Source organism: Caldimonas brevitalea (assembly GCF_001017435.1).
In the GTDB taxonomy this organism is placed as follows: Bacteria; Pseudomonadota; Gammaproteobacteria; order Burkholderiales; family Burkholderiaceae_C; genus Caldimonas; species Caldimonas brevitalea.
In genome coordinates, this window is record NZ_CP011371.1 from 211,151 (window position 1) to 228,572 (window position 17,422).

17 protein-coding genes are annotated in these 17,422 nt (G+C 67.2%); 13 read left to right on the forward strand and 4 right to left on the reverse strand.

Annotated elements, in window-relative coordinates; translation table 11 throughout:
• The first annotated feature begins 82 nt into the window (after positions 1–82).
• The 5 genes from AAW51_RS27710 to AAW51_RS00935 all read left to right on the forward strand — a co-directional run bounded on the left by AAW51_RS27710 (position 83) and on the right by AAW51_RS00935 (position 5,206).
• Entirely contained in the window at positions 83–640 is a 558-nt protein-coding gene (locus AAW51_RS27710) for a helix-turn-helix domain-containing protein (protein WP_238947719.1), read from the forward strand.
• Positions 637–1,959: a type II toxin-antitoxin system HipA family toxin gene (locus tag AAW51_RS00920; RefSeq protein ID WP_047193120.1), complete on the forward strand. Its 1,323-nt coding sequence runs from the start codon at positions 637–639 to the stop codon at positions 1,957–1,959. The genes AAW51_RS27710 and AAW51_RS00920 overlap by 4 nt, the downstream gene beginning before the upstream one ends.
• Positions 1,960–2,514: 555 nt before the next feature.
• Positions 2,515–3,510, forward strand: coding sequence for a glucokinase (locus tag AAW51_RS00925; protein ID WP_047193121.1), 996 nt, complete (start codon positions 2,515–2,517; stop codon positions 3,508–3,510).
• Positions 3,511–3,650: 140 nt separating this feature from the next.
• Positions 3,651–4,382 (forward strand): TerC family protein, encoded by a 732-nt coding sequence (locus AAW51_RS00930; protein WP_047193122.1) that lies wholly within the window; start codon positions 3,651–3,653, stop codon positions 4,380–4,382.
• 158 nt (positions 4,383–4,540) lie between these two features.
• The gene (locus AAW51_RS00935; protein WP_047193123.1) at positions 4,541–5,206 is read left to right on the forward strand and encodes a CAP domain-containing protein; all 666 of its coding nucleotides are present in this window, start codon (positions 4,541–4,543) and stop codon (positions 5,204–5,206) included.
• Between the two features lie 78 nt (positions 5,207–5,284).
• Here the strand turns inward: AAW51_RS00935 and mnmA are convergent, their stop codons facing one another.
• A complete protein-coding gene (gene mnmA, locus AAW51_RS00940) occupies positions 5,285–6,382 on the reverse strand; it encodes a tRNA 2-thiouridine(34) synthase MnmA (RefSeq protein ID WP_047193124.1) in 1,098 nt (365 codons plus the stop codon).
• Entirely contained in the window at positions 6,379–6,873 is a 495-nt protein-coding gene (locus AAW51_RS00945; protein WP_047193125.1) for an NUDIX hydrolase, read from the reverse strand. The genes mnmA and AAW51_RS00945 overlap by 4 nt, the downstream gene beginning before the upstream one ends.
• Before the next feature lie 192 nt (positions 6,874–7,065).
• Between AAW51_RS00945 and AAW51_RS00950 the strand changes: the two genes are divergently transcribed.
• From AAW51_RS00950 to AAW51_RS00965, 4 genes are all read left to right on the forward strand, one after another.
• Positions 7,066–8,181 carry a Re/Si-specific NAD(P)(+) transhydrogenase subunit alpha gene (locus tag AAW51_RS00950; RefSeq protein ID WP_047193126.1) on the forward strand — a complete coding sequence of 372 codons (1,116 nt, stop codon included), beginning with the start codon at positions 7,066–7,068 and terminating at the stop codon, positions 8,179–8,181.
• A complete protein-coding gene (panD, locus tag AAW51_RS00955; protein ID WP_047193127.1) occupies positions 8,178–8,540 on the forward strand; it encodes an aspartate 1-decarboxylase in 363 nt (120 codons plus the stop codon). The genes AAW51_RS00950 and panD overlap by 4 nt, the downstream gene beginning before the upstream one ends.
• Positions 8,541–8,622: 82 nt before the next feature.
• A complete protein-coding gene (locus AAW51_RS00960) occupies positions 8,623–8,940 on the forward strand; it encodes an NAD(P) transhydrogenase subunit alpha part 2 (protein WP_047193128.1) in 318 nt (105 codons plus the stop codon).
• Positions 8,941–8,946: 6 nt separating this feature from the next.
• Positions 8,947–10,371: an NAD(P)(+) transhydrogenase (Re/Si-specific) subunit beta gene (locus AAW51_RS00965; protein WP_047197238.1), complete on the forward strand. Its 1,425-nt coding sequence runs from the start codon at positions 8,947–8,949 to the stop codon at positions 10,369–10,371.
• 72 nt (positions 10,372–10,443) lie between these two features.
• Here the strand turns inward: AAW51_RS00965 and AAW51_RS00970 are convergent, their stop codons facing one another.
• Complete coding sequence (locus tag AAW51_RS00970; protein WP_047193129.1) at positions 10,444–11,262, reverse strand: hypothetical protein; 819 nt, start codon at positions 11,260–11,262, stop codon at positions 10,444–10,446.
• A gap of 326 nt (positions 11,263–11,588) precedes the next feature.
• A complete protein-coding gene (locus AAW51_RS00975; RefSeq protein ID WP_047193130.1) occupies positions 11,589–12,014 on the reverse strand; it encodes a hypothetical protein in 426 nt (141 codons plus the stop codon).
• A 411-nt stretch (positions 12,015–12,425) separates the two neighbouring features.
• Here AAW51_RS00975 and AAW51_RS00980 point away from each other — a divergent pair, with 411 nt between their 5' ends.
• The 4 genes from AAW51_RS00980 to AAW51_RS00995 all read left to right on the forward strand — a co-directional run bounded on the left by AAW51_RS00980 (position 12,426) and on the right by AAW51_RS00995 (position 17,408).
• Positions 12,426–14,096 (forward strand): long-chain-fatty-acid--CoA ligase, encoded by a 1,671-nt coding sequence (locus AAW51_RS00980; protein ID WP_047193131.1) that lies wholly within the window; start codon positions 12,426–12,428, stop codon positions 14,094–14,096.
• Positions 14,097–14,200: 104 nt separating this feature from the next.
• Complete coding sequence (locus tag AAW51_RS00985) at positions 14,201–14,953, forward strand: 5'-methylthioadenosine/adenosylhomocysteine nucleosidase (protein ID WP_047193132.1); 753 nt, start codon at positions 14,201–14,203, stop codon at positions 14,951–14,953.
• Between the two features lie 457 nt (positions 14,954–15,410).
• Positions 15,411–16,088, forward strand: coding sequence for an acyl-homoserine-lactone synthase (locus AAW51_RS00990; RefSeq protein ID WP_047193133.1), 678 nt, complete (start codon positions 15,411–15,413; stop codon positions 16,086–16,088).
• 24 nt (positions 16,089–16,112) lie between these two features.
• Positions 16,113–17,408, forward strand: coding sequence for a 3-dehydroquinate synthase II (locus AAW51_RS00995; RefSeq protein WP_238947720.1), 1,296 nt, complete (start codon positions 16,113–16,115; stop codon positions 17,406–17,408).
• Positions 17,409–17,422: the final 14 nt, after the last annotated feature.

A 17,422-nucleotide genomic window follows, 5' to 3' on the forward strand; every position in this document is an offset into this window, starting at 1 on the left:
TTGATCACCGCGACGCAGATGGCATGAGCGGCGCCACGACCGTCTGAATGCGCGCCTGAAAGCCGACAGATGGCCGGAAAAAGTGGCCAAGACCGATATTTTGCACCTATTGGACAAGACCAGTAATATTGCGACCATGGACCATCCTGTTCGGCTTCCGGAGCAACTCGGTCAGCAGATCCGCGCGCTCCGGAAAATGCGGGGGCTGAGTCAAGCTCAGCTTGGCCGGTTGATCGGCGTCGGGCAGGCGCGCGCGGCCGAGATCGAGGCCAAGGCGGCCAGCGTCAGCGCCGAACAGCTCATGCGAGTGCTGCAGGCGCTCGGCGCGGAGTTGGTCATCCGCGCCGACACGTCGGTGCCCGTCCAGCAGGTCGGCACCTCGACGCGCAAGCGCCCTCCCACGGGCACAGAGCAACAACTGTTGGCGAGCCTCGCGAAGCTGCTTGGGGTCTCCCCCCGCAAGCTGGCGCAAGCGATGAGCGAGGTCGCCGGGACGGGTCTCGAACAAGGCTGGCGTGACGAAGTGGTGGCACCAGCTGGGCCGACCGCGCGTACCGGGCAGGCCGCGCCGGCTCAACCCGAACCGGCCCCTTTGGTGCGTCCCCTGACACCATCAGATCCGCACAAGGGCAGCTGGTGAGTGAGCTGGCCGTCTGGATGAATGGGGAGCAGGTCGCGACCTGGACCGAGCACCGCGGCGCCCACCGTCTGCATTACCAGCCGTCCTGGCTGGCATCACCGCGGTGCCGTTCGCTGTCGTTGTCGCTGCCGATCACGCCCAGCCTCGAGATCGCCGGACCGGCCGTCAAGCACTACTTCGACAACCTGCTGCCCGACAACAAGGACATCCGCGAGCGGGCCCGGAGGCGCTATGGCGCGAAGAGTACGGAGGTCTTCGACCTGCTCACCGCGCTCGGGCGCGACTGCGTCGGCGCGGCGCAGCTCCTGCCGCTCGACGCAACACCTGACGGATACGACCAGGTGCGATGCCGGCCGTTGACCGAGGAGGACGTAGAGCGGCGCCTTGTGGCGGTCACCTCGGACCGGCCCGAGGCGGTGGACGAGATGCAAGGGGAGTTCCGAATCTCACTGGCGGGTGCACAGGAGAAGACGGCATTCTTGTGGCATGAAGGGCAGTGGTGTTTGCCGCTCGGTGCTACGCCTACGACCCACATCATGAAGCTGCCTCTGGGGATCATCGGCGGGATGCGGCGAGCCGATCGACTCGAGTCGATCGAGAACGAATGGCTGTGTCTGCACCTGATGCAGGCCCTCGGCTTTCGCGTCGCGCAGACCGAGATGGCGAGGTTCGGAGATCAAAAAGTCCTGGTGGTGGAGCGGTTCGACCGTGGCAGGGTCGACGGCCGCGGCATCGCTCGATGGCCTCAGGAGGACTTCTGCCAGGCGATGGGCCTGCCGCCGTCGCAGAAGTACGAAAACGAAGGCGGGCCGGGGCTGGACCGCTGCCTCACGCTGCTACGCGGCGGGGCTGACCCTTGGAACGACCGGGCGGTGTTTCTGCTCGGTCAGCTGGTGTTTTGGATGCTGGGTGCCACCGACGGCCACGCCAAGAACTTTTCGGTCTTCCTGCACGCGGGCGACACCTATGCATTGACGCCGTTCTACGACGTGCTCTCGATCTATCCGATGGTCGGCAAGGGTGTCGGCGAGGTGCCGCCGCAAGGCGTGCGCATGGCGATGGGGGTGAAGTCCCGCAACAAGCACTGGTACCAGCACGAGATCCAGCCCCGACATTGGGCCAGCCTGGCAAAGAAGGCTGGCCTGCCCTCGCTGCTGGGGCAGATGGTGGCCCTGGCACATGCGGTTCCGGTTGCGATCGCCCATGTTGAGAGCGAACTACCCGCCGACTTCCCTGCCAGGATTTGGGACACGATCACGTTGGGGCTGCGCAAGCAGGCGCAGCACTTCCTGGCAGGTCTCGAGGCCGACGAAGGCTGACGGTGAGCGTTTGCGAGCCCGTGAACTCGGTACTGCCGGGGCTCTGGCCGCAGTCGAGTTGTCCCTTGATCTCCAAGGGAAAGCGGGTCAGGTCGGCGACGTCGCCCGATCTTTCTTCCAGGACCGCCGCCCGAAAGTCCTTCCAGTAGCGCTGCGCTGATTCCGGGCGGCGAGGTGGCCGCACTGCACGCGACCGCCGTGACAAGCAAGCTCGCACCACGTCGAGGAGGCGGTGCCGGCCGTTCCCGGTAGTTCATAGAAATGACGTTTGGATTGGATGGAAAGGGACGCGTCAGGATGGCCCGCCGAACCGAACGGCCCGGAAAGCCCCAAAACAGCAGGGCAAGCGGCCCTGCCGAGCTAGTCAGCAATGGGTCGGAGGAGGAGAAACATCGGTGAGAACTTGCGCCGCCGCGGGCCCCCCAGACACCCGTGGCCGCGCCTGGTCACGGCCCAACGCGGCGCCCCAACGGTTTCCAAGTGAAGTGTCAGTTGCGCTCCCCGCAGGCACGAAGGCTGCATGTAGACCGTACTTCCCACCACGCGCGCTCCTCCATGGACCTAGACAGCACCTACCCCCGGATGGTCGGCGACATCGGCGGCACCAATGCCCGCTTCGGCTGGCTCGAGCGGCCGGGGGACGGGTTGCGGAGCGTGCGCAGCTACCTGGCCGCCGACCACCCGACCTTGCTCGACGCGATGCGCCGCTACCTGGCCGAGGAGGCCAAGCCGGCGCCGCGCTGGTGCGCGATCGGCATTGCCAATCCGGTGGTGGGCGACCACGTGAAGATGACCAACCACCATTGGTCGTTCTCGATTTCGGCGGTGCAGCGCGAGCTGGGCTTGGCGCGCTTCCTGGTCATCAACGATTTCACCGCGCTGGCGCTCGCGCTGCCCGGGCTGAGCCCGCAGGAATTGCAGCAAATCGGCGGCGGGGAAGCGGTCCCCGGCGCGCCGCGGGCGCTGATCGGCCCCGGCACCGGGCTCGGTGTCTCAGGGCTGCTGCCCGCCGGTGCGGGGCACGGGCTGGTGCCGCTCGATGGCGAAGGCGGGCATGTCACGCTGGCGCCGGCCGACGACTTCGAGTCGGAGGTGCTCGGCGTGCTGCGGCGGCGCTACGGTCATGTGTCGGCCGAGCGGGCCGTGTCGGGCCCGGGCCTGGTCAACCTGTACCAGGCGGTGTGCAGCCTGCAAGGCGCCGAGGCGGCGCCGCTCAGTGCGGCCGCCATCAGCGAAGCCGCCCTGAATGGGCGCGATGCTCACTGCGTGACCGCGCTGGAACTGTTCTGTTCTTTCCTCGGCAACGTCGCAGGCAATCTGGCCCTGACCTTGGGCGCGCGCGGCGGCGTGTTCGTCGGTGGCGGCATCGTGCCCAGGTTGGGCCCCTGGTTCTGGCGTTCCAGGTTCCGCGACCGTTTCGAGGACAAAGGCCGTTTTCGTGACTACCTGCGCCACATACCGGCCTTCGTCGTCGAAGCACGTGACCCGGCGCTGAGCGGTGCGGCCTACGCCCTCGAGGTGCTGCCGGTGCGGTCTTGCGCGGACGCCTGACGTGAGGGCCGCAGTGGCAAGGGCTACGACAACGCCAGCCAGGGCGGGCAGGACCGCGACGGGCCGGCTCCCACGTCGGCCCGCTCGACGTAAGGGCCGCCCAGTCATTGCAGCGACAACTTGTTCAAGGGAGTGAATGGATGGAGATTTTGTTAGACCCGCAGAACTGGGTGGCGCTCGCCACCCTCGCGGCCCTGGAGATCGTGCTGGGCATCGACAACGTGATCTTCATCTCCATCCTCGCCGGCAAGCTGCCGCCCGAGCAGCGCGAGCGGGCCCGCAAGCTGGGCCTTGCGGGCGCCATGTTGACGCGTTTGGCGCTGCTGTTCTCGCTGGCCTGGGTGATCGGGCTGACGCAGCCGCTGTTCACGGTGTTCAACGAGGAAATCTCGGGCCGCGACCTGGTGCTGCTGATCGGCGGGCTGTTCTTGCTCGGCAAATCGACGCACGAGATCCACGGCACCATCGAGGGCGACGACGATCAGTCCACCGTGCGGGTCGCCGCCTCCTTCGCCGGCACCATCGTGCAGATCATGCTGCTCGACATCGTCTTCTCGCTCGACTCGGTCATCACCGCCGTCGGCATGGTGGATCACGTCTCGATCATGGCGACGGCGGTGGTGCTCGCGACCGTCGTGATGGTGCTGTTCTCGGGCCCCGTCAGCCGTTTTGTCGCCCGCCATCCCACCGTCAAGATGCTGGCGCTGAGCTTTCTGATCCTGATCGGCGTGGCGCTGATCGCCGAAGGCTTCGACCTGCACATCCCCAAGGGCTACATCTACTTCGCGATGGCGTTCTCGGTGATCGTGGAGATGCTCAACCTTCGGCTGCGGCGCAAGTCGCGGGGCCCGGCGCGGGCCACGTCGGCCTGAAGCGGGACGACGGCTCGACGAGCAACACCGATGGCCAGGCAGAGCACCGGCACCAGCCGCCGCTCTCACTTGCTGGAGTTGCATTTTGTGATGTGAAGGCGAGCCGGGTGGGCCATCCTCGCCCCTTTCGTGTGTATCGGGTTCGAAAGGAGAGATCGATGCGGCAGTTGTGGCAATCGGCAGGGCTCGGCCTTGTCCTGGCGCTGGCGCTGGCCGGCTGCGGCGGCGGTGGGGGAGGCGATGGGGGTGAGGGCGGCGACGCGGCCGGCGCTCCCGAGAGTTCGTCGACCGAAACGACGGGCGCGCCCCCAGTGAACAACAACCCGGCCGAGACCGGCGACCCGGCGCCGGCAGCCGGGCCCGCCGCGCCAGCGGCAGCCGCCGACATCACCTGCGGCCTGCCCAACTTCCGCGCCGATGCCTTGCGGCTGATCAACCAGAGGCGCGCCGCCGGCGCCACCTGCGGGTCCAACGGATACTTCCCGCCGACCACGGCGTTGGCCTGGAACGACCGCCTCACCGCGGCAGCCTACGGGCACAGCCGCGAGATGGCCACGTACAACTACTTCTCGCACAGGAGCCGCGACGGCCGCACGATGTCCGACCGGGTCACCGCGGCCGGCTACACCTGGTCGGCCGTCGGCGAGAACATCGCGGCCGGTCAGCAGACCGTGGCGGCGGCGGTGGACAGCTGGATGAAGAGCGCCGGCCATTGCGCCAGCATCATGAGCGCGCGCTACCGCGACATGGGGTTGGCCTGCGCTTCGTCGTCGAGCAGCGACTATGGGCGCTACTGGACGTTCGACGTGGCCCGTCCGCGCTGATGAGGACCCGGCGCGGACCCACGGCGGTGCTTCGGGTGGCCTCGCCCCCGCGCCGGCGGGGCACAGCGCGGCTGGCCCTCAGGTCGACGCCGTGATCACACCGCCGCCCAGACACACGTCGCCGTCGTAGACCACCGCCGACTGCCCGGGCGTCACCGCCCATTGCGCTTGCGCGAAGTCCAGGCCGACCGACTCGCCGGCGCCGCGGCGCACCTCGCACGCCGCGTCACTCTGGCGGTAGCGCGTCTTGGCGGCCGCCGGGCCCGGCTCGGGCGGCCGGCCCGCCACCCAGCTGGTGTCGTCGGCCGCCAGGCTGCGCGACAGCAGCCACGGGTGGTCGTGGCCCTGCACCACCCACAGCGTGTTGCTCGCCATGTCCTTGCGGGCCACGAACCACGGCTCGTGGTCGCCGCCGCCGCGCGGCGCGCCCTTGTCCTTCAGTCCGCCGATGCCGATGCCCTTGCGTTGTCCCAGCGTGTAAAAGCTGAGGCCGACGTGTTCGCCGATGACCCGTCCGCGGTCGTCCTTGATGGGGCCGGGCTGGTTGGCCAGGTAGCGGTTCAAAAACTCCCGGAACGGCCGTTCGCCGATGAAACAGATGCCGGTCGAGTCCTTCTTCTTGGCGTTGGGCAGGCCGATCTGGTCGGCGATGCGGCGCACCTCGGTCTTGTGCAGCTCGCCCACCGGAAACAAGGTGCGCGACAGCTGCGCCTGGTTCAGCCGGTGCAGGAAGTAGCTCTGGTCCTTGGCCGGGTCCAGCCCCTTGAGCAGCTGGAATTCGCCGTCGCGCTCACGCACCCGGGCATAGTGGCCGGTCGCGATCTTCTCGGCGCCCAGGCGCATCGCGTGGTCGAGAAACGCCTTGAACTTGATCTCGGCGTTGCACAGGATGTCCGGGTTGGGTGTGCGGCCGGCCTGGTATTCGCGCAAGAATTCGGCGAACACCCGGTCCTTGTATTCGGCCGCGAAATTGACGTGCTCGATGTCGATGCCCAACACGTCGGCCACCGAGGCCGCGTCGAGCCAGTCCTGGCGTGACGAGCAGTATTCGCTGTCGTCGTCGTCGTCCCAGTTCTTCATGAAGATGCCGACCACGTCGTGGCCCTGCTGCTTGAGCAGATAGGCCGAGACGGCCGAGTCCACGCCTCCGCTGAGGCCCACCACCACGCGTGTCATGGCCGTTTGATCTCGGGCGTGTAGACCGTCGGGTCGGTCGTCAACAGGTCGAGCGGAAAGCGGCGCCCGGCCAGATGGTCGTCCAGGCAGCGCAGCACCAGCGGGCTGCGAAGGCGGTCGGCGGCAGCGCGGATTTCGTCGGGCGTCATCCACACGGTGCGCACGATGCCCTCGTCCAGCACCCACCCGGGTTGGGGGTCGCTGACGTCGCCGGTGAACGCGAACCGCACATACGTGACATCTTCACCAGTGGTCGGACGGTGGAAGCGCGATAGATACACTCCCAGCACGTGAGTGGGCGTGAACACACAACCTGTTTCTTCGAGCGCCTCGCGGGCCACCCCCTGCTCAGGGGACTCGCCGGGGTCGAGGTGGCCGGCTGGATTGTTGAGCTTCAAGCCCTCCGACGTCTGCTCTTCCACCAGCAAATAGCGTCCGTCGCGCTCGATGATGGCCGCGACGGTGACACTGGGTTTCCAACGTTCTTCCATGGTGGGCAGTTTATCGTTGCAGCCCGGCGCACCACCCGGCCGCGGCAAAGCCCGTCGAGCCGTCCGGTCGGATACCGGAGCTGTCAATGAACTGAAAGTTGAAACTCAGTTACCCTGACGGCCAGGTAAGGTTGTGTAAGCTGCCGACCAGTTCACATCCGAACATCGAAATTCCAGAACCAGGAGGGCTTCATGCTGATAGGCGTACCGCTCGAGACCGTGGCGGGGGAGACCCGCGTGGCTGTCACGCCCGAGACGGCGAAAAAACTGATCGCCATGGGGCACACGCTGCGCGTCCAGTCCGGCGCGGGCGTGCCGGCCTCGGCTACCGACGAGGCCTATGTGGCCGTCGGTGCCGAGATCACCGACCAGGCGGGCGCCTACGCGTGCGACCTGGTGCTCAAGGTGCGGGCACCGCAGACCGGCGAACTGTCGCTGGCCCGCGCGGGCAGTGTGCTGGTCGGCATGCTCAACCCGTTCGACGCCGAAGGCCTGCAGCGGCTGGCGGCGGCCGGGTTGACCAGCTTCGCCCTCGAGGCCGCGCCGCGCACGACGCGCGCGCAGAGCATGGACGTGCTGAGCTCGCAGGCCAATATCGCCGGCTACAAGGCCGTCATCATCGCGGCCGACCGCTACCAGCGCTTTTTCCCGATGCTGATGACCGCGGCCGGTACCGTCAAAGCCGCGCGCGTGGTGATCCTGGGGGTCGGCGTGGCCGGCTTGCAGGCGATCGCGACGGCCAAGCGCCTCGGCGCGGTGATCGAAGCCTCCGACGTGCGCCCCTCCGTCAAGGAGCAGGTCGAGTCGCTCGGCGCGAAGTTCATCGACGTGCCCTACGAGACGCAGGAAGAACGCGAGGCGGCCGAAGGTGTCGGCGGCTATGCGCGGCCGATGCCGCCGAGCTGGCTCGAGCGGCAGAAGGCGGAAGTGGCCAAGCGCGTGGCGCTGGCCGACATCGTGATCACCACCGCGCTGATCCCCGGCCGTCCCGCACCGCAGCTGGTGACCGAAGAGATGGTGCGCAGCATGAAGCCGGGCTCGGTGATCGTCGACCTGGCGGCCTCGCAAGGCGGCAACTGCGCCCTCACCGAGGCCGGCCGCACCGTGACCAAGCATGGCGTCACGCTGGTCGGCGAAACCAATCTTCCCGCGCTGGTGGCCGCCGATGCCTCGGCCCTCTATGCGCGCAACGTGCTCGACTTCTTGAAGCTCATCCTCACCAAGGAAGGCGGCCTCAAGATCGACCTCGAAGACGACATTGTGGCCGCGTGCCGCGTAACCCAAGACGGTCAGGTGACCCGCAAATGAACCGATACATGCTCCGCGCGAAGCTGCACCGCGCAACCGTGACCGAAGCCGACCTGCACTACGAGGGCTCCTGCGGCATCGACGAAGACCTGATGGACGCGGCCGACATGCGCGAGTACGAGCAGATCCAGCTCTACAACGTCAACAACGGCGAGCGCTTCTCGACCTACATCATCAAGGCACCGCGCGGCTCCGGCGCGATCTCGCTGAACGGCGCCGCGGCGCGCAAGGCGCATGTCGGCGACCTGCTGATCATCTGCACCTATGCCCCGATGAGCGAAGACTACGCGCGCGACCACAAACCCAAGGTCGTGCTGCTCGACGAAGGCAACCGCGTCAAAGAGATCCGCAAGCTGTGACGTTCGCGTCGAGGCCGACGCGTGCTGCCACGCCGCGCCGGCTTCGCCCCCCCGTTGTTCCACATCTCAAGGAGAGCCCGGCATGGACACCGTCAGCCCGGTCATCATCAACCTGATCATCTTCGTGCTCGCGATCTACGTGGGCTACCACGTTGTCTGGACCGTGACCCCCGCACTGCACACGCCGCTGATGGCGGTGACCAACGCGATCTCGGCGATCGTGATCGTCGGCGCCATGCTGGCGGCGGCGCTCACCGAAACCGTGCTCGGCAAGAGCATGGGCCTGCTGGCGGTGGCGCTGGCCGCGGTCAACGTTTTCGGCGGCTTTCTCGTGACGCGGCGCATGCTCGAAATGTTCAGGAAAAAGGACAACAAGAAGTCCGCAACGGGAGGCAAGTAAATGGCACTGAGCGCGAACCTCGTGACGCTGCTGTACCTGGTGGCGTCGGTCTGCTTCATCCAGGCCTTGAAGGGGTTGTCGCACCCCACCACCTCGATCCGCGGCAACCTGTTCGGCATGGTGGGCATGGCGATCGCCGTCATCACCACCGCGGCGCTGATCGTGAAGCTGGCCGGCGGTGCCGGTGCCGGGCTGGCCTACGTGCTGATCGGCCTGCTGGTCGGCGGTGCCGCGGGCGCCGCGATGGCCAAGCGGGTCGAGATGACCAAGATGCCCGAGCTGGTCGCCTTTATGCACAGCATGATCGGCCTGGCCGCGGTGTTCATCGCCGTCGCGGCGGTGGCCGAACCCTGGGCCTTCGGCATCACCGGGCGTGACGAGCCGATCCCGGCGGGCAACCGGCTTGAGCTGTTCCTCGGTGCGGCCATCGGCGCGATCACCTTCAGCGGTTCGGTGATCGCCTTCGGCAAGCTGAGTGGCAAGTACAAGTTCCGGCTGTTCCAGGGGGCGCCGGTGGTATTCCCCGGCCAGCACTTGTTGAATCTCGTGCTGGGCCTCGCAACGCTGGGTTTGGGCATCGCCTACATGCTGACCGGTGACTGGGGCGCCTTCCTCCTGATGCTGGCGCTGAGCTTCGTGCTTGGCGTGCTGATCATCATCCCGATCGGCGGTGCCGACATGCCGGTGGTGGTGTCGATGCTCAACAGCTATTCGGGTTGGGCCGCAGCGGGCATCGGCTTCTCGCTGAGCAACGGCATGCTGATCGTCGCCGGCTCGCTGGTGGGCTCGTCGGGTGCCATCCTGAGCTACATCATGTGCAAGGCGATGAACCGGTCGTTCTTCAACGTGATCCTGGGCGGCTTCGGTGGCGACACCGCGGCGGCGACCGGCGGCGCGCAGCAGCAGCGCAACGTCAAGAGCGGCAGCGCCGACGATGCCGCGTTCATCCTCGGCAATGCCGAGACCGTCGTGATCGTGCCGGGCTACGGCCTGGCCGTCGCACGTGCCCAGCACGCGGTCAAGGAATTGGCCGAGAAGCTCACCCACAAGGGCGTGACGGTGAAGTACGCCATCCACCCGGTGGCCGGGCGCATGCCGGGCCACATGAACGTGCTGCTGGCCGAGGCCGAAGTGCCTTACGACCAGGTGTTCGAGATGGAAGACATCAACGGCGAGTTCGGCCAGGTCGACGTGGCGATCGTGCTGGGCGCCAACGACGTGGTGAACCCGGCCGCGCAGGTCAAGGGCAGCCCGATCTACGGCATGCCCATCCTCGAGGCCTACAAGGCCAAGACGGTGATCGTCAACAAGCGTTCGATGGCGGCCGGCTACGCCGGCCTCGACAACGAGCTGTTCTACATGGACAAGACCATGATGGTCTTCGGCGACGCCAAGAAGGTGGTCGAAGACATGGTCAAGGCTGTCGAGTGAACCGCAGGGCGCCGGTCGGCGCCCTGCCGCATTGACGCGCAGGCGCACCCGCGCTGCGCCGTGCCGGCCGACTCAGGCCGGCGCCGGCCCCGGCGCGCGCCCTGTCGCCCGGGCCTCCAGCCGCACCACCGGCAGTGGCGGCATCGACACGCGCCAGCGCAGTTTGGTCCACCAGGTCTGCGGGTGTGTCTTGCAGTAGAAGGGGCGGCGCTCGCGCAAGTCGCGCGCGCCAGGCTCGTCGCGCAAGGCCGTCGGGTCGAGGTGCAGCAGCGCCAACCCGGGCGGCAGGTGAAGCTGCGACAGCTGCTCGAACTGCTCTTCATGGAAGGCCTGGCTCGACGCGTCGAGCATCACCGCCACGCTGATGACGCCGCCCGGTGCGACGATGAAGCCCAGCCAGCAGCGGCGCACGTCCGCGCGGCCCGCGCAATACGCATAGACCGCCCGCGCGAACGGGGCGATCGACGGCAGCGCGGGTTCCTTGTCGCTGTCGTTCAGCGTCGTCGACGACAACAACAGTGCCGTGCGCAGGTTGCAGAGCTCTCCGTACGGCACGATCACGATGCGCTCACCATCGCTGAGCACCGCATCGAACTTCTGTTGCCGCGTCCACGACAGCAACAGCGCGCCGGTGCACGCGATCAGCGGGCCTCCTGGAAAGGCCGGGTCGCGGGCGGGCGCCTGTTGGTCCACGTAGCTGGTCAGCCCCAGCCGGGCGCCGCCGTCGTAAGGCGTGAACGCCACACGGGTGGGCACGCCGCCGTCGACCGTCTGGCCTGGGTGCCCGCACACCCACAGCGGATGGGCCGCTAGCGTGGTGGCGAACCGCAACCGCCGCGCGTGTGTCTTGTCGTCCTGCGACGCGGCATCGAGCAGCGGGTGAGATGCCATCGCGATTCCTCCTGTCGCGGCGGGGCCGCCTTGTGTGAGCGTCTGGTGTGAGCGTCTGGTCCACGTCGCCGGTGCGGTGGCTGAACGTCTGCCGAAGTGGTCAGCCGCGGGCCCGCGCGGGCGGGCATGCCGGCGTTGTGGGCACGCATGATGGCGGCGTCGCCGGGCGCGGGCAACCCCTCAAGAGGGCGTTCGTGGGGCTTATGCCCAGCTGTGGGAGCGGCGCAAAAAAAGCAGCCGAAGCTGCTTGGGGTCCTGACAAGTGAAACTGCCAGGGGGCAGAACTTGCAGGGCGGTCCCTGCTGCAAGTTCTGCTGGAGGGGCGATCAGCGGGGCGCCGTCGTCGTGCCGGGGGCCGTCTGAATGGCGCCGCCCGCCGGTGCATTCAGTTGATCCGAGCCGGTGGCGTCGCCCGAAGGCGCCATCGGCGAGGTCTGAGGCGCCGCCGGGGTCGACGGCGACGACATCGTGCCGCTGCTGCCGGCCGGCGCATCGAGCCGGCTGCCTGACGTGCTGGGCACGTTGCTGTAGCTGGCCTCCGGCGCGGTCCTTTCGCCGTCGGCCGCATGCGTGCCGCGGCTGAGCGGCGAGTTGGGCTCGACCGAGCCGCTGTTGGAACCCGGGCCGCGCGACGACAGGGCCTCGCCTTGCGGGCCGGTCGGTGTGGCGAACTGGGCGCTTGCCAAGCCGGTGGCAGCCGCCAGGGTCAAGGCCACGGTGGTGCCGATCAGGGATTGCTTCTTGATGCTCATGGTTCACTCCTTCTCTTGATGCAGAGCCGCAGGGGCGGGGAGGCCCGCGACCGCTGGGCGGCCGCAGGCAGGTTCATCGACGATCTTGGACGCAACCCGCATGCCCACCATCTCTGCCTGCGACTTCTGCAACGGGCTTGATGTAGGCGACATGCCGACGCGTGTCGGACAGCCCGGCGCTCCTGGCCCCGCGCGGCAACCGGGCGGCAAGAGGTCGTGTAGGCGTGCGCTCCCCTGGTTTTCGCGCAATGCGTACCATTGCTCACTTTTCACCGGTGGCAGGTCGCTGCGAACACGAATGGCATTTCGTCAAGGATGGCAGCGCCCTATCGCACAACCGACCTCGAAACACCTGATGCGGGATGTGTCAGGTTTGAGTCAGAATCCCGCGTTCTGACGGAGAACGATTAGATGGACAAGGTTTGGCTGAAGCAGTACCCAGAGGGTGTCCCACAGGAGATCAACCCCGACCAATACGCCTCGTTGGTCGCGCTGCTCGAAGAGAGCTTCGAGAAGTACCGCGAGCGGGCGGCCTACAAGTTCATGGGCAAGGCCGTGACGTTCGGCCAGCTCGACGACTTGTCGCGGGCCTTCGCTGCCTACCTGCAGTCGCAAGGGCTGGAAAAAGGCGACCGCGTCGCCGTCATGATGCCCAACGTGCCGCAATACCCGATCGCGGTCGCCGGCATCCTGCGGGCCGGCCTGGTGGTGGTGAACGTCAATCCGCTGTACACCCCGCGTGAGCTCGAGCATCAGCTGAAAGACGCGGGCGCCAAGGCCATCGTCATCATCGAGAACTTCGCCAAGACGCTGCAGGAATGCCAGGCCCAGACGCCCACCCGCAAGGTGGTGCTGACGTCGATGGGCGATCTGCTCGGCTTCCCGAAGGGGGCCATCGTCAACTATGTGGTGCGCAAGGTGAAGAAGATGGTGCCGGCTTTCAGCCTGCCCGGTGCCGTGCGCTTCAAGGACGCCATCGCGCAGGGCCGCACGGCGCCGTTCAAGCGCCCCGAGATCAAGCGCGACGACATCGCGGTGCTGCAATACACCGGCGGCACCACCGGTGTCAGCAAGGGGGCCGTGCTGTTGCATCGCAACGTGATCGCCAACGTGCTGCAGTCCGAAGCCTGGAACGCACCGGCCATGAAGAAGGTGCCGGCCGGCGAGCAGGTCGTCACCATCTGCGTGCTGCCGCTCTATCACATCTTTGCGTTCACCGTGAACATGATGTTGAGCCTGCGCATTGGCGGCTGCAACGTGCTGATCCCCAACCCGCGCGACATGTCAGCCGTGCTGAAGGAGCTGTCGCAGCACCGGTTCCACAGCTTCCCGGCGGTCAACACGATGTTCAACGCGCTGGCTCACCATCCTGATTTCAACAGCGTCGACTGGAGCAGCCTGAGCCTCAGCGTGGGCGGTGGCATGGCGGTGCAACAGGCGACCGCCAAGCTGTGGCTCGAGAAGACCGGCAGCCCGATCTGCGAGGGCTACGGGCTCAGCGAATGTTCGCCTTCGGTGAGCTGCAACCCGACCGACAGCAAGGCCTACACCGGCAGCATCGGCGTGCCGCTGCCGTCCACCGAGTTCAAGCTGCTCGACGACGAAGGCCAGGAAGTGCCGTTTGGCACGCCCGGCGAGATCTGCGTGCGCGGGCCGCAGGTGATGGCGGGCTACTGGCAGCGACCCGACGAGACCGCCAAGGTGATGACGGCCGACGGCTTCTTCCGCACCGGCGACATCGGCACCGTCGACGAGCGCGGCTTCTTCCGCATCGTCGACCGCAAGAAGGACATGATCCTGGTCTCGGGCTTCAACGTCTATCCCAACGAAGTGGAAGACGTGGTGGCCCAGATGGAAGGTGTGCTCGAGTGTGCCGCCGTGGGTGTGCCCGACGAGAGGTCGGGCGAGGCCGTCAAGCTGGTGCTGGTGAAGCGCCAGCCGCAGCTGACCGAGGCCGACGTGCGAGCCTATTGCGAGCAGCACCTCACTGGCTACAAGCGGCCGCGCATCATCGAGTTCCGCAACGAGCTGCCGAAGACCCCGGTCGGCAAGATCCTGCGCCGCGAGCTTCGCGGCGGATAAGCGCAGGCGAGGCCCCGGCGGCCGAAGATCGCACACCGAGCATACGGCCCGATGGCAACATCGGGCCGTTGTTCTTTTTGTCGTCTTCCCGCAAAGGAGAGCCCATGTCACGCATTGCCATCATGGCGGCCATGCACGAAGAGTTGCACACCCTGCTGGCGCTGATGCCTGACGAGCAGCGTCACCTGCTCGGCGGGCGCGAGTTCTGGGTGGGCCGGCTGCAGGGCCGTGAGGTGGTGGTGGTGCTGTCACGCATCGGCAAGGTCGCCGCCGCGACCACCGCGACCCTGCTCGCGACGCACTTCGACGTGCGCGAGCTGCTGTTCACGGGCGTCGCTGGCGGCCTGGGCGAGGGCGTGCGGGTCGGCGACGTGGTGGTGGCGGATCTGCTGCTGCAGCACGACCTCGATGCGTCACCGCTGTTCCCGCGCTACGAAGTGCCCTTGTACGGGCGTTCGCGCTTTGCCACCGACGCGCGCCTCAACCGGGCGTTGCAGGAGGCGGCCGAGGTCGTGCTCGGCGCGTCAGCGACCCATCTCGGTGAGGCCGCCGTCCAGGCCTTCGGCCTCGGCAAGGCTCGCGTGCACGGGGGACTGGTGATCAGCGGCGATCAATTCGTCGCGTCAGCTGCACAGAGCGGGGCGTTGCGCGCCGCATTGCCCGATGCACTGGCGGTCGAGATGGAAGGCGCTGCAGTGGCGCAGGTGTGTCACGACCTGGGCGTGCCCTGCGCGGTGGTGCGCACCATTTCGGATCGCGCCGACGATACCGCCGAGCGCGACTTCGGTGCGTTCGTGCGCGAGGTCGCCAGCCACTACAGCAGCGCCATCGTGCTGCGCTATCTGCAGGGCGGCTGAGACAGACCGCTGCGCTGCATCAGCGGCGGTCTGCTTCGCGCGCGCCGCCTCTTCGACCGGCGTCGCAGCTGTCGCCCCGGTGCGCACCGCACGTCCAACCGCCTCTTCTTCTTTCCTCTCATCGCGACGTTCGCACCCCCCCTCTCTTAGGGGTGCGGTGCTCGCACGCGATCACGCGATCGGGCTGCAGGCCGCGATCTGCTGCGGTTTGTGCATGTGTACATGACGCTGGGCTGACAGCGCGCTAACAGAAATGATAGGAGACGCGAGGGGTCTCGCTCCCTACGATGCAACGCATGGCAGACGACAACCGCGACATACCACAGGCTGCCCGGCGCAAGAACTTTTGCGCTCGCGTCCGCTGATCCTGAGAACACGTCACCGCCGGTCTTCTTGATGAAGTCCATGCCCCAGTGCGTCTGCTCGGCCCTGCACCCCTTCAAGACCCTGGACACACATGCAAGAAATTTCTTTCGAACACCGGATCGCCAAACGATCCCAGCTTCCGGCCGCCGACGTCGATGCGATGCTCCGCCTGCGGGCACGTGTTTTCCATCAACGCCTCGGCTGGGATGTCGACGTGCGCAACGGCCGCGAGGAGGACTGGTACGACGCCGTCGACCCGTACTACCTGCTGATGAAAGGCGGTGACCGCCAACTCTACGGCTGCATGCGCTTGCTGCCGACGCTCGGGCCCAACATGTTGCGCGACGTGTTCCCGACGCTGCTGGGCGGTCGTCCTGCCCCAGCCGATCCCTTCACCTGGGAAATTTCGCGTTTTGCGACGGAGTTCCCGGCGCCGTCCGCCGACGCGGCGTGCAAGCAACGGCAACAAACGCTGCGTTACGAGGCCATCCGTGCCGCCATGCGCCGGCTGATCGACTTCGCCGACGCGCATGGCATCGAACGTTACGTGATGGTCACCACGCCGGTCGTCCAGCGCATGCTCGACCAGCTGCAGGTGCCCGCGACCTGCTATGCCGCGCCGGTGCGCTTCGGGGTCGACGAGGCGGTCGCGCTGTCGGTGCAGGTGGGCGAGGCCACCCGCCGTGTGCTGGGCTGGTCGCCCTATCACAACGTGCCGGCGCTTGGCTCCGCCTGCGCAGCAGCCACGGACGTGGTTCCCTGCCTCTGACCCAGCCGGCCCTCCGCAAACGCCATGGAACAGCTCCTCACCCCACACGTGGCCGCCCCTGACGATGGGGGCGTCGTGGGCCAGGCCGGGGTCGTGATGGGCGACACGGCCGCGGCTCGGGGCGCAGCGCGGTCTCCCTTCACCACGGCGGTGCCGGGCACCCGCGCCGCGGTCATCTGGTATGACTCGCGGGCACTGACCCACGTCTGTGACGAGACGCGCCGCGCGATCGTGCAGCGCCTCGGGCAGGGCGGCTACAACGGCATCGTGTTGTATCCCGAAGGCCTGAGGGAGCTGGGTGAGGCAGTGTCCCCACGCCTGCAACGCGTGATCCAGGTCGACTCGCTGGCGCTGTGGGCGCAGCTGTCGGAGCAGATCGCGCCGCACGCGACCCAGGGCCGTATCGAGGCGGGTGTCGTCTCGAGCGGCGACCCGCGCGTGCTGGTGGCCGCAAAGGCGGCCGGCTTTCGCACCTGCTGGCGCGCGCATGTCGACAACGCACCGAGCCTGAAGGCGTCGTGCCGTGACGGCTTGCACTACGACCACCTGTTGGTGTCGTTCAAGGACGCCACCAACATTCCGCTCGAACACGTCATCGCCGAGTTGCACGGGACCCGCACGGTGCTGCTCAAAGAGGTACACGAAAACGTCGACGATGCGGTGATCGCATTGGGCGTGCTCGAACTCGGCAGCGACGGTGTGGCCGTCGGCTTCACGACGATGGCGCAGTTCGATGCGTTCGCTCGAAAGCTCGAGCGCCTGGCCTCACCGCGGACCGAGTTGCAGGTCGGCGTGACCGATCGCATCACGCACCTGGGCCTGGGCTATCGGGCCTGCATCGACACCACCCACTTGTTCAACGCCGACGAGGGCATCCTGGTGGGCTCCACCTCGAGCGGCGGCATCCTGTGCTGTCCCGAGGTGTTCCACCTGCCCTACATGGAGCTGCGGCCCTTCCGCATCAACGCGGCCTCGGTGCACAGCTACGTGTTCCAGTCTCACAACCGCACCAGCTACATCAGCGAGCTGCGTGCGGGCAGCCAGCTGACGACGGTCAACGCTCGCGGTGAGACGCGACAGGTCTACGTCGGCCGCGTCAAGACCGAAATCCGGCCCTTGCTGCTGATCGAGGCGACCTTCCCGCAACAGCGCAAGGTCAACATCATCATGCAGGACGACTGGCACGTCCGCGTGTTCTCGGACGAGGCCAAACCCCGCAACGTGACCGAGCTGAAGCCGGGCGACCCGGTGCTGGGCTTCGGCACCGAACCCGGTCGCCACGTCGGCGTGAAGGTCGACGAACACATCATCGAAGTCTGACCCCGTGGGCCGCT

Coding starts and splice junctions, on each gene's coding strand:
- AAW51_RS00970 (WP_047193129.1), bottom strand. CDS start 11,262: ATGGCATCTCACCCGCTGCTCGATGCCGCGTCGCAGGACGACAAGACA.
- AAW51_RS00945 (WP_047193125.1), bottom strand. CDS start 6,873: ATGGAAGAACGTTGGAAACCCAGTGTCACCGTCGCGGCCATCATCGAG.
- AAW51_RS00975 (WP_047193130.1), bottom strand. CDS start 12,014: ATGAGCATCAAGAAGCAATCCCTGATCGGCACCACCGTGGCCTTGACC.
- AAW51_RS00950 (WP_047193126.1), top strand. CDS start 7,066: ATGCTGATAGGCGTACCGCTCGAGACCGTGGCGGGGGAGACCCGCGTG.
- AAW51_RS00930 (WP_047193122.1), top strand. CDS start 3,651: ATGGAGATTTTGTTAGACCCGCAGAACTGGGTGGCGCTCGCCACCCTC.
- AAW51_RS00990 (WP_047193133.1), top strand. CDS start 15,411: ATGCAAGAAATTTCTTTCGAACACCGGATCGCCAAACGATCCCAGCTT.
- AAW51_RS00985 (WP_047193132.1), top strand. CDS start 14,201: ATGTCACGCATTGCCATCATGGCGGCCATGCACGAAGAGTTGCACACC.
- panD (WP_047193127.1), top strand. CDS start 8,178: ATGAACCGATACATGCTCCGCGCGAAGCTGCACCGCGCAACCGTGACC.
- AAW51_RS00925 (WP_047193121.1), top strand. CDS start 2,515: ATGGACCTAGACAGCACCTACCCCCGGATGGTCGGCGACATCGGCGGC.
- AAW51_RS00960 (WP_047193128.1), top strand. CDS start 8,623: ATGGACACCGTCAGCCCGGTCATCATCAACCTGATCATCTTCGTGCTC.
- mnmA (WP_047193124.1), bottom strand. CDS start 6,382: ATGACACGCGTGGTGGTGGGCCTCAGCGGAGGCGTGGACTCGGCCGTC.
- AAW51_RS00935 (WP_047193123.1), top strand. CDS start 4,541: ATGCGGCAGTTGTGGCAATCGGCAGGGCTCGGCCTTGTCCTGGCGCTG.
- AAW51_RS00995 (WP_238947720.1), top strand. CDS start 16,113: ATGGAACAGCTCCTCACCCCACACGTGGCCGCCCCTGACGATGGGGGC.
- AAW51_RS00980 (WP_047193131.1), top strand. CDS start 12,426: ATGGACAAGGTTTGGCTGAAGCAGTACCCAGAGGGTGTCCCACAGGAG.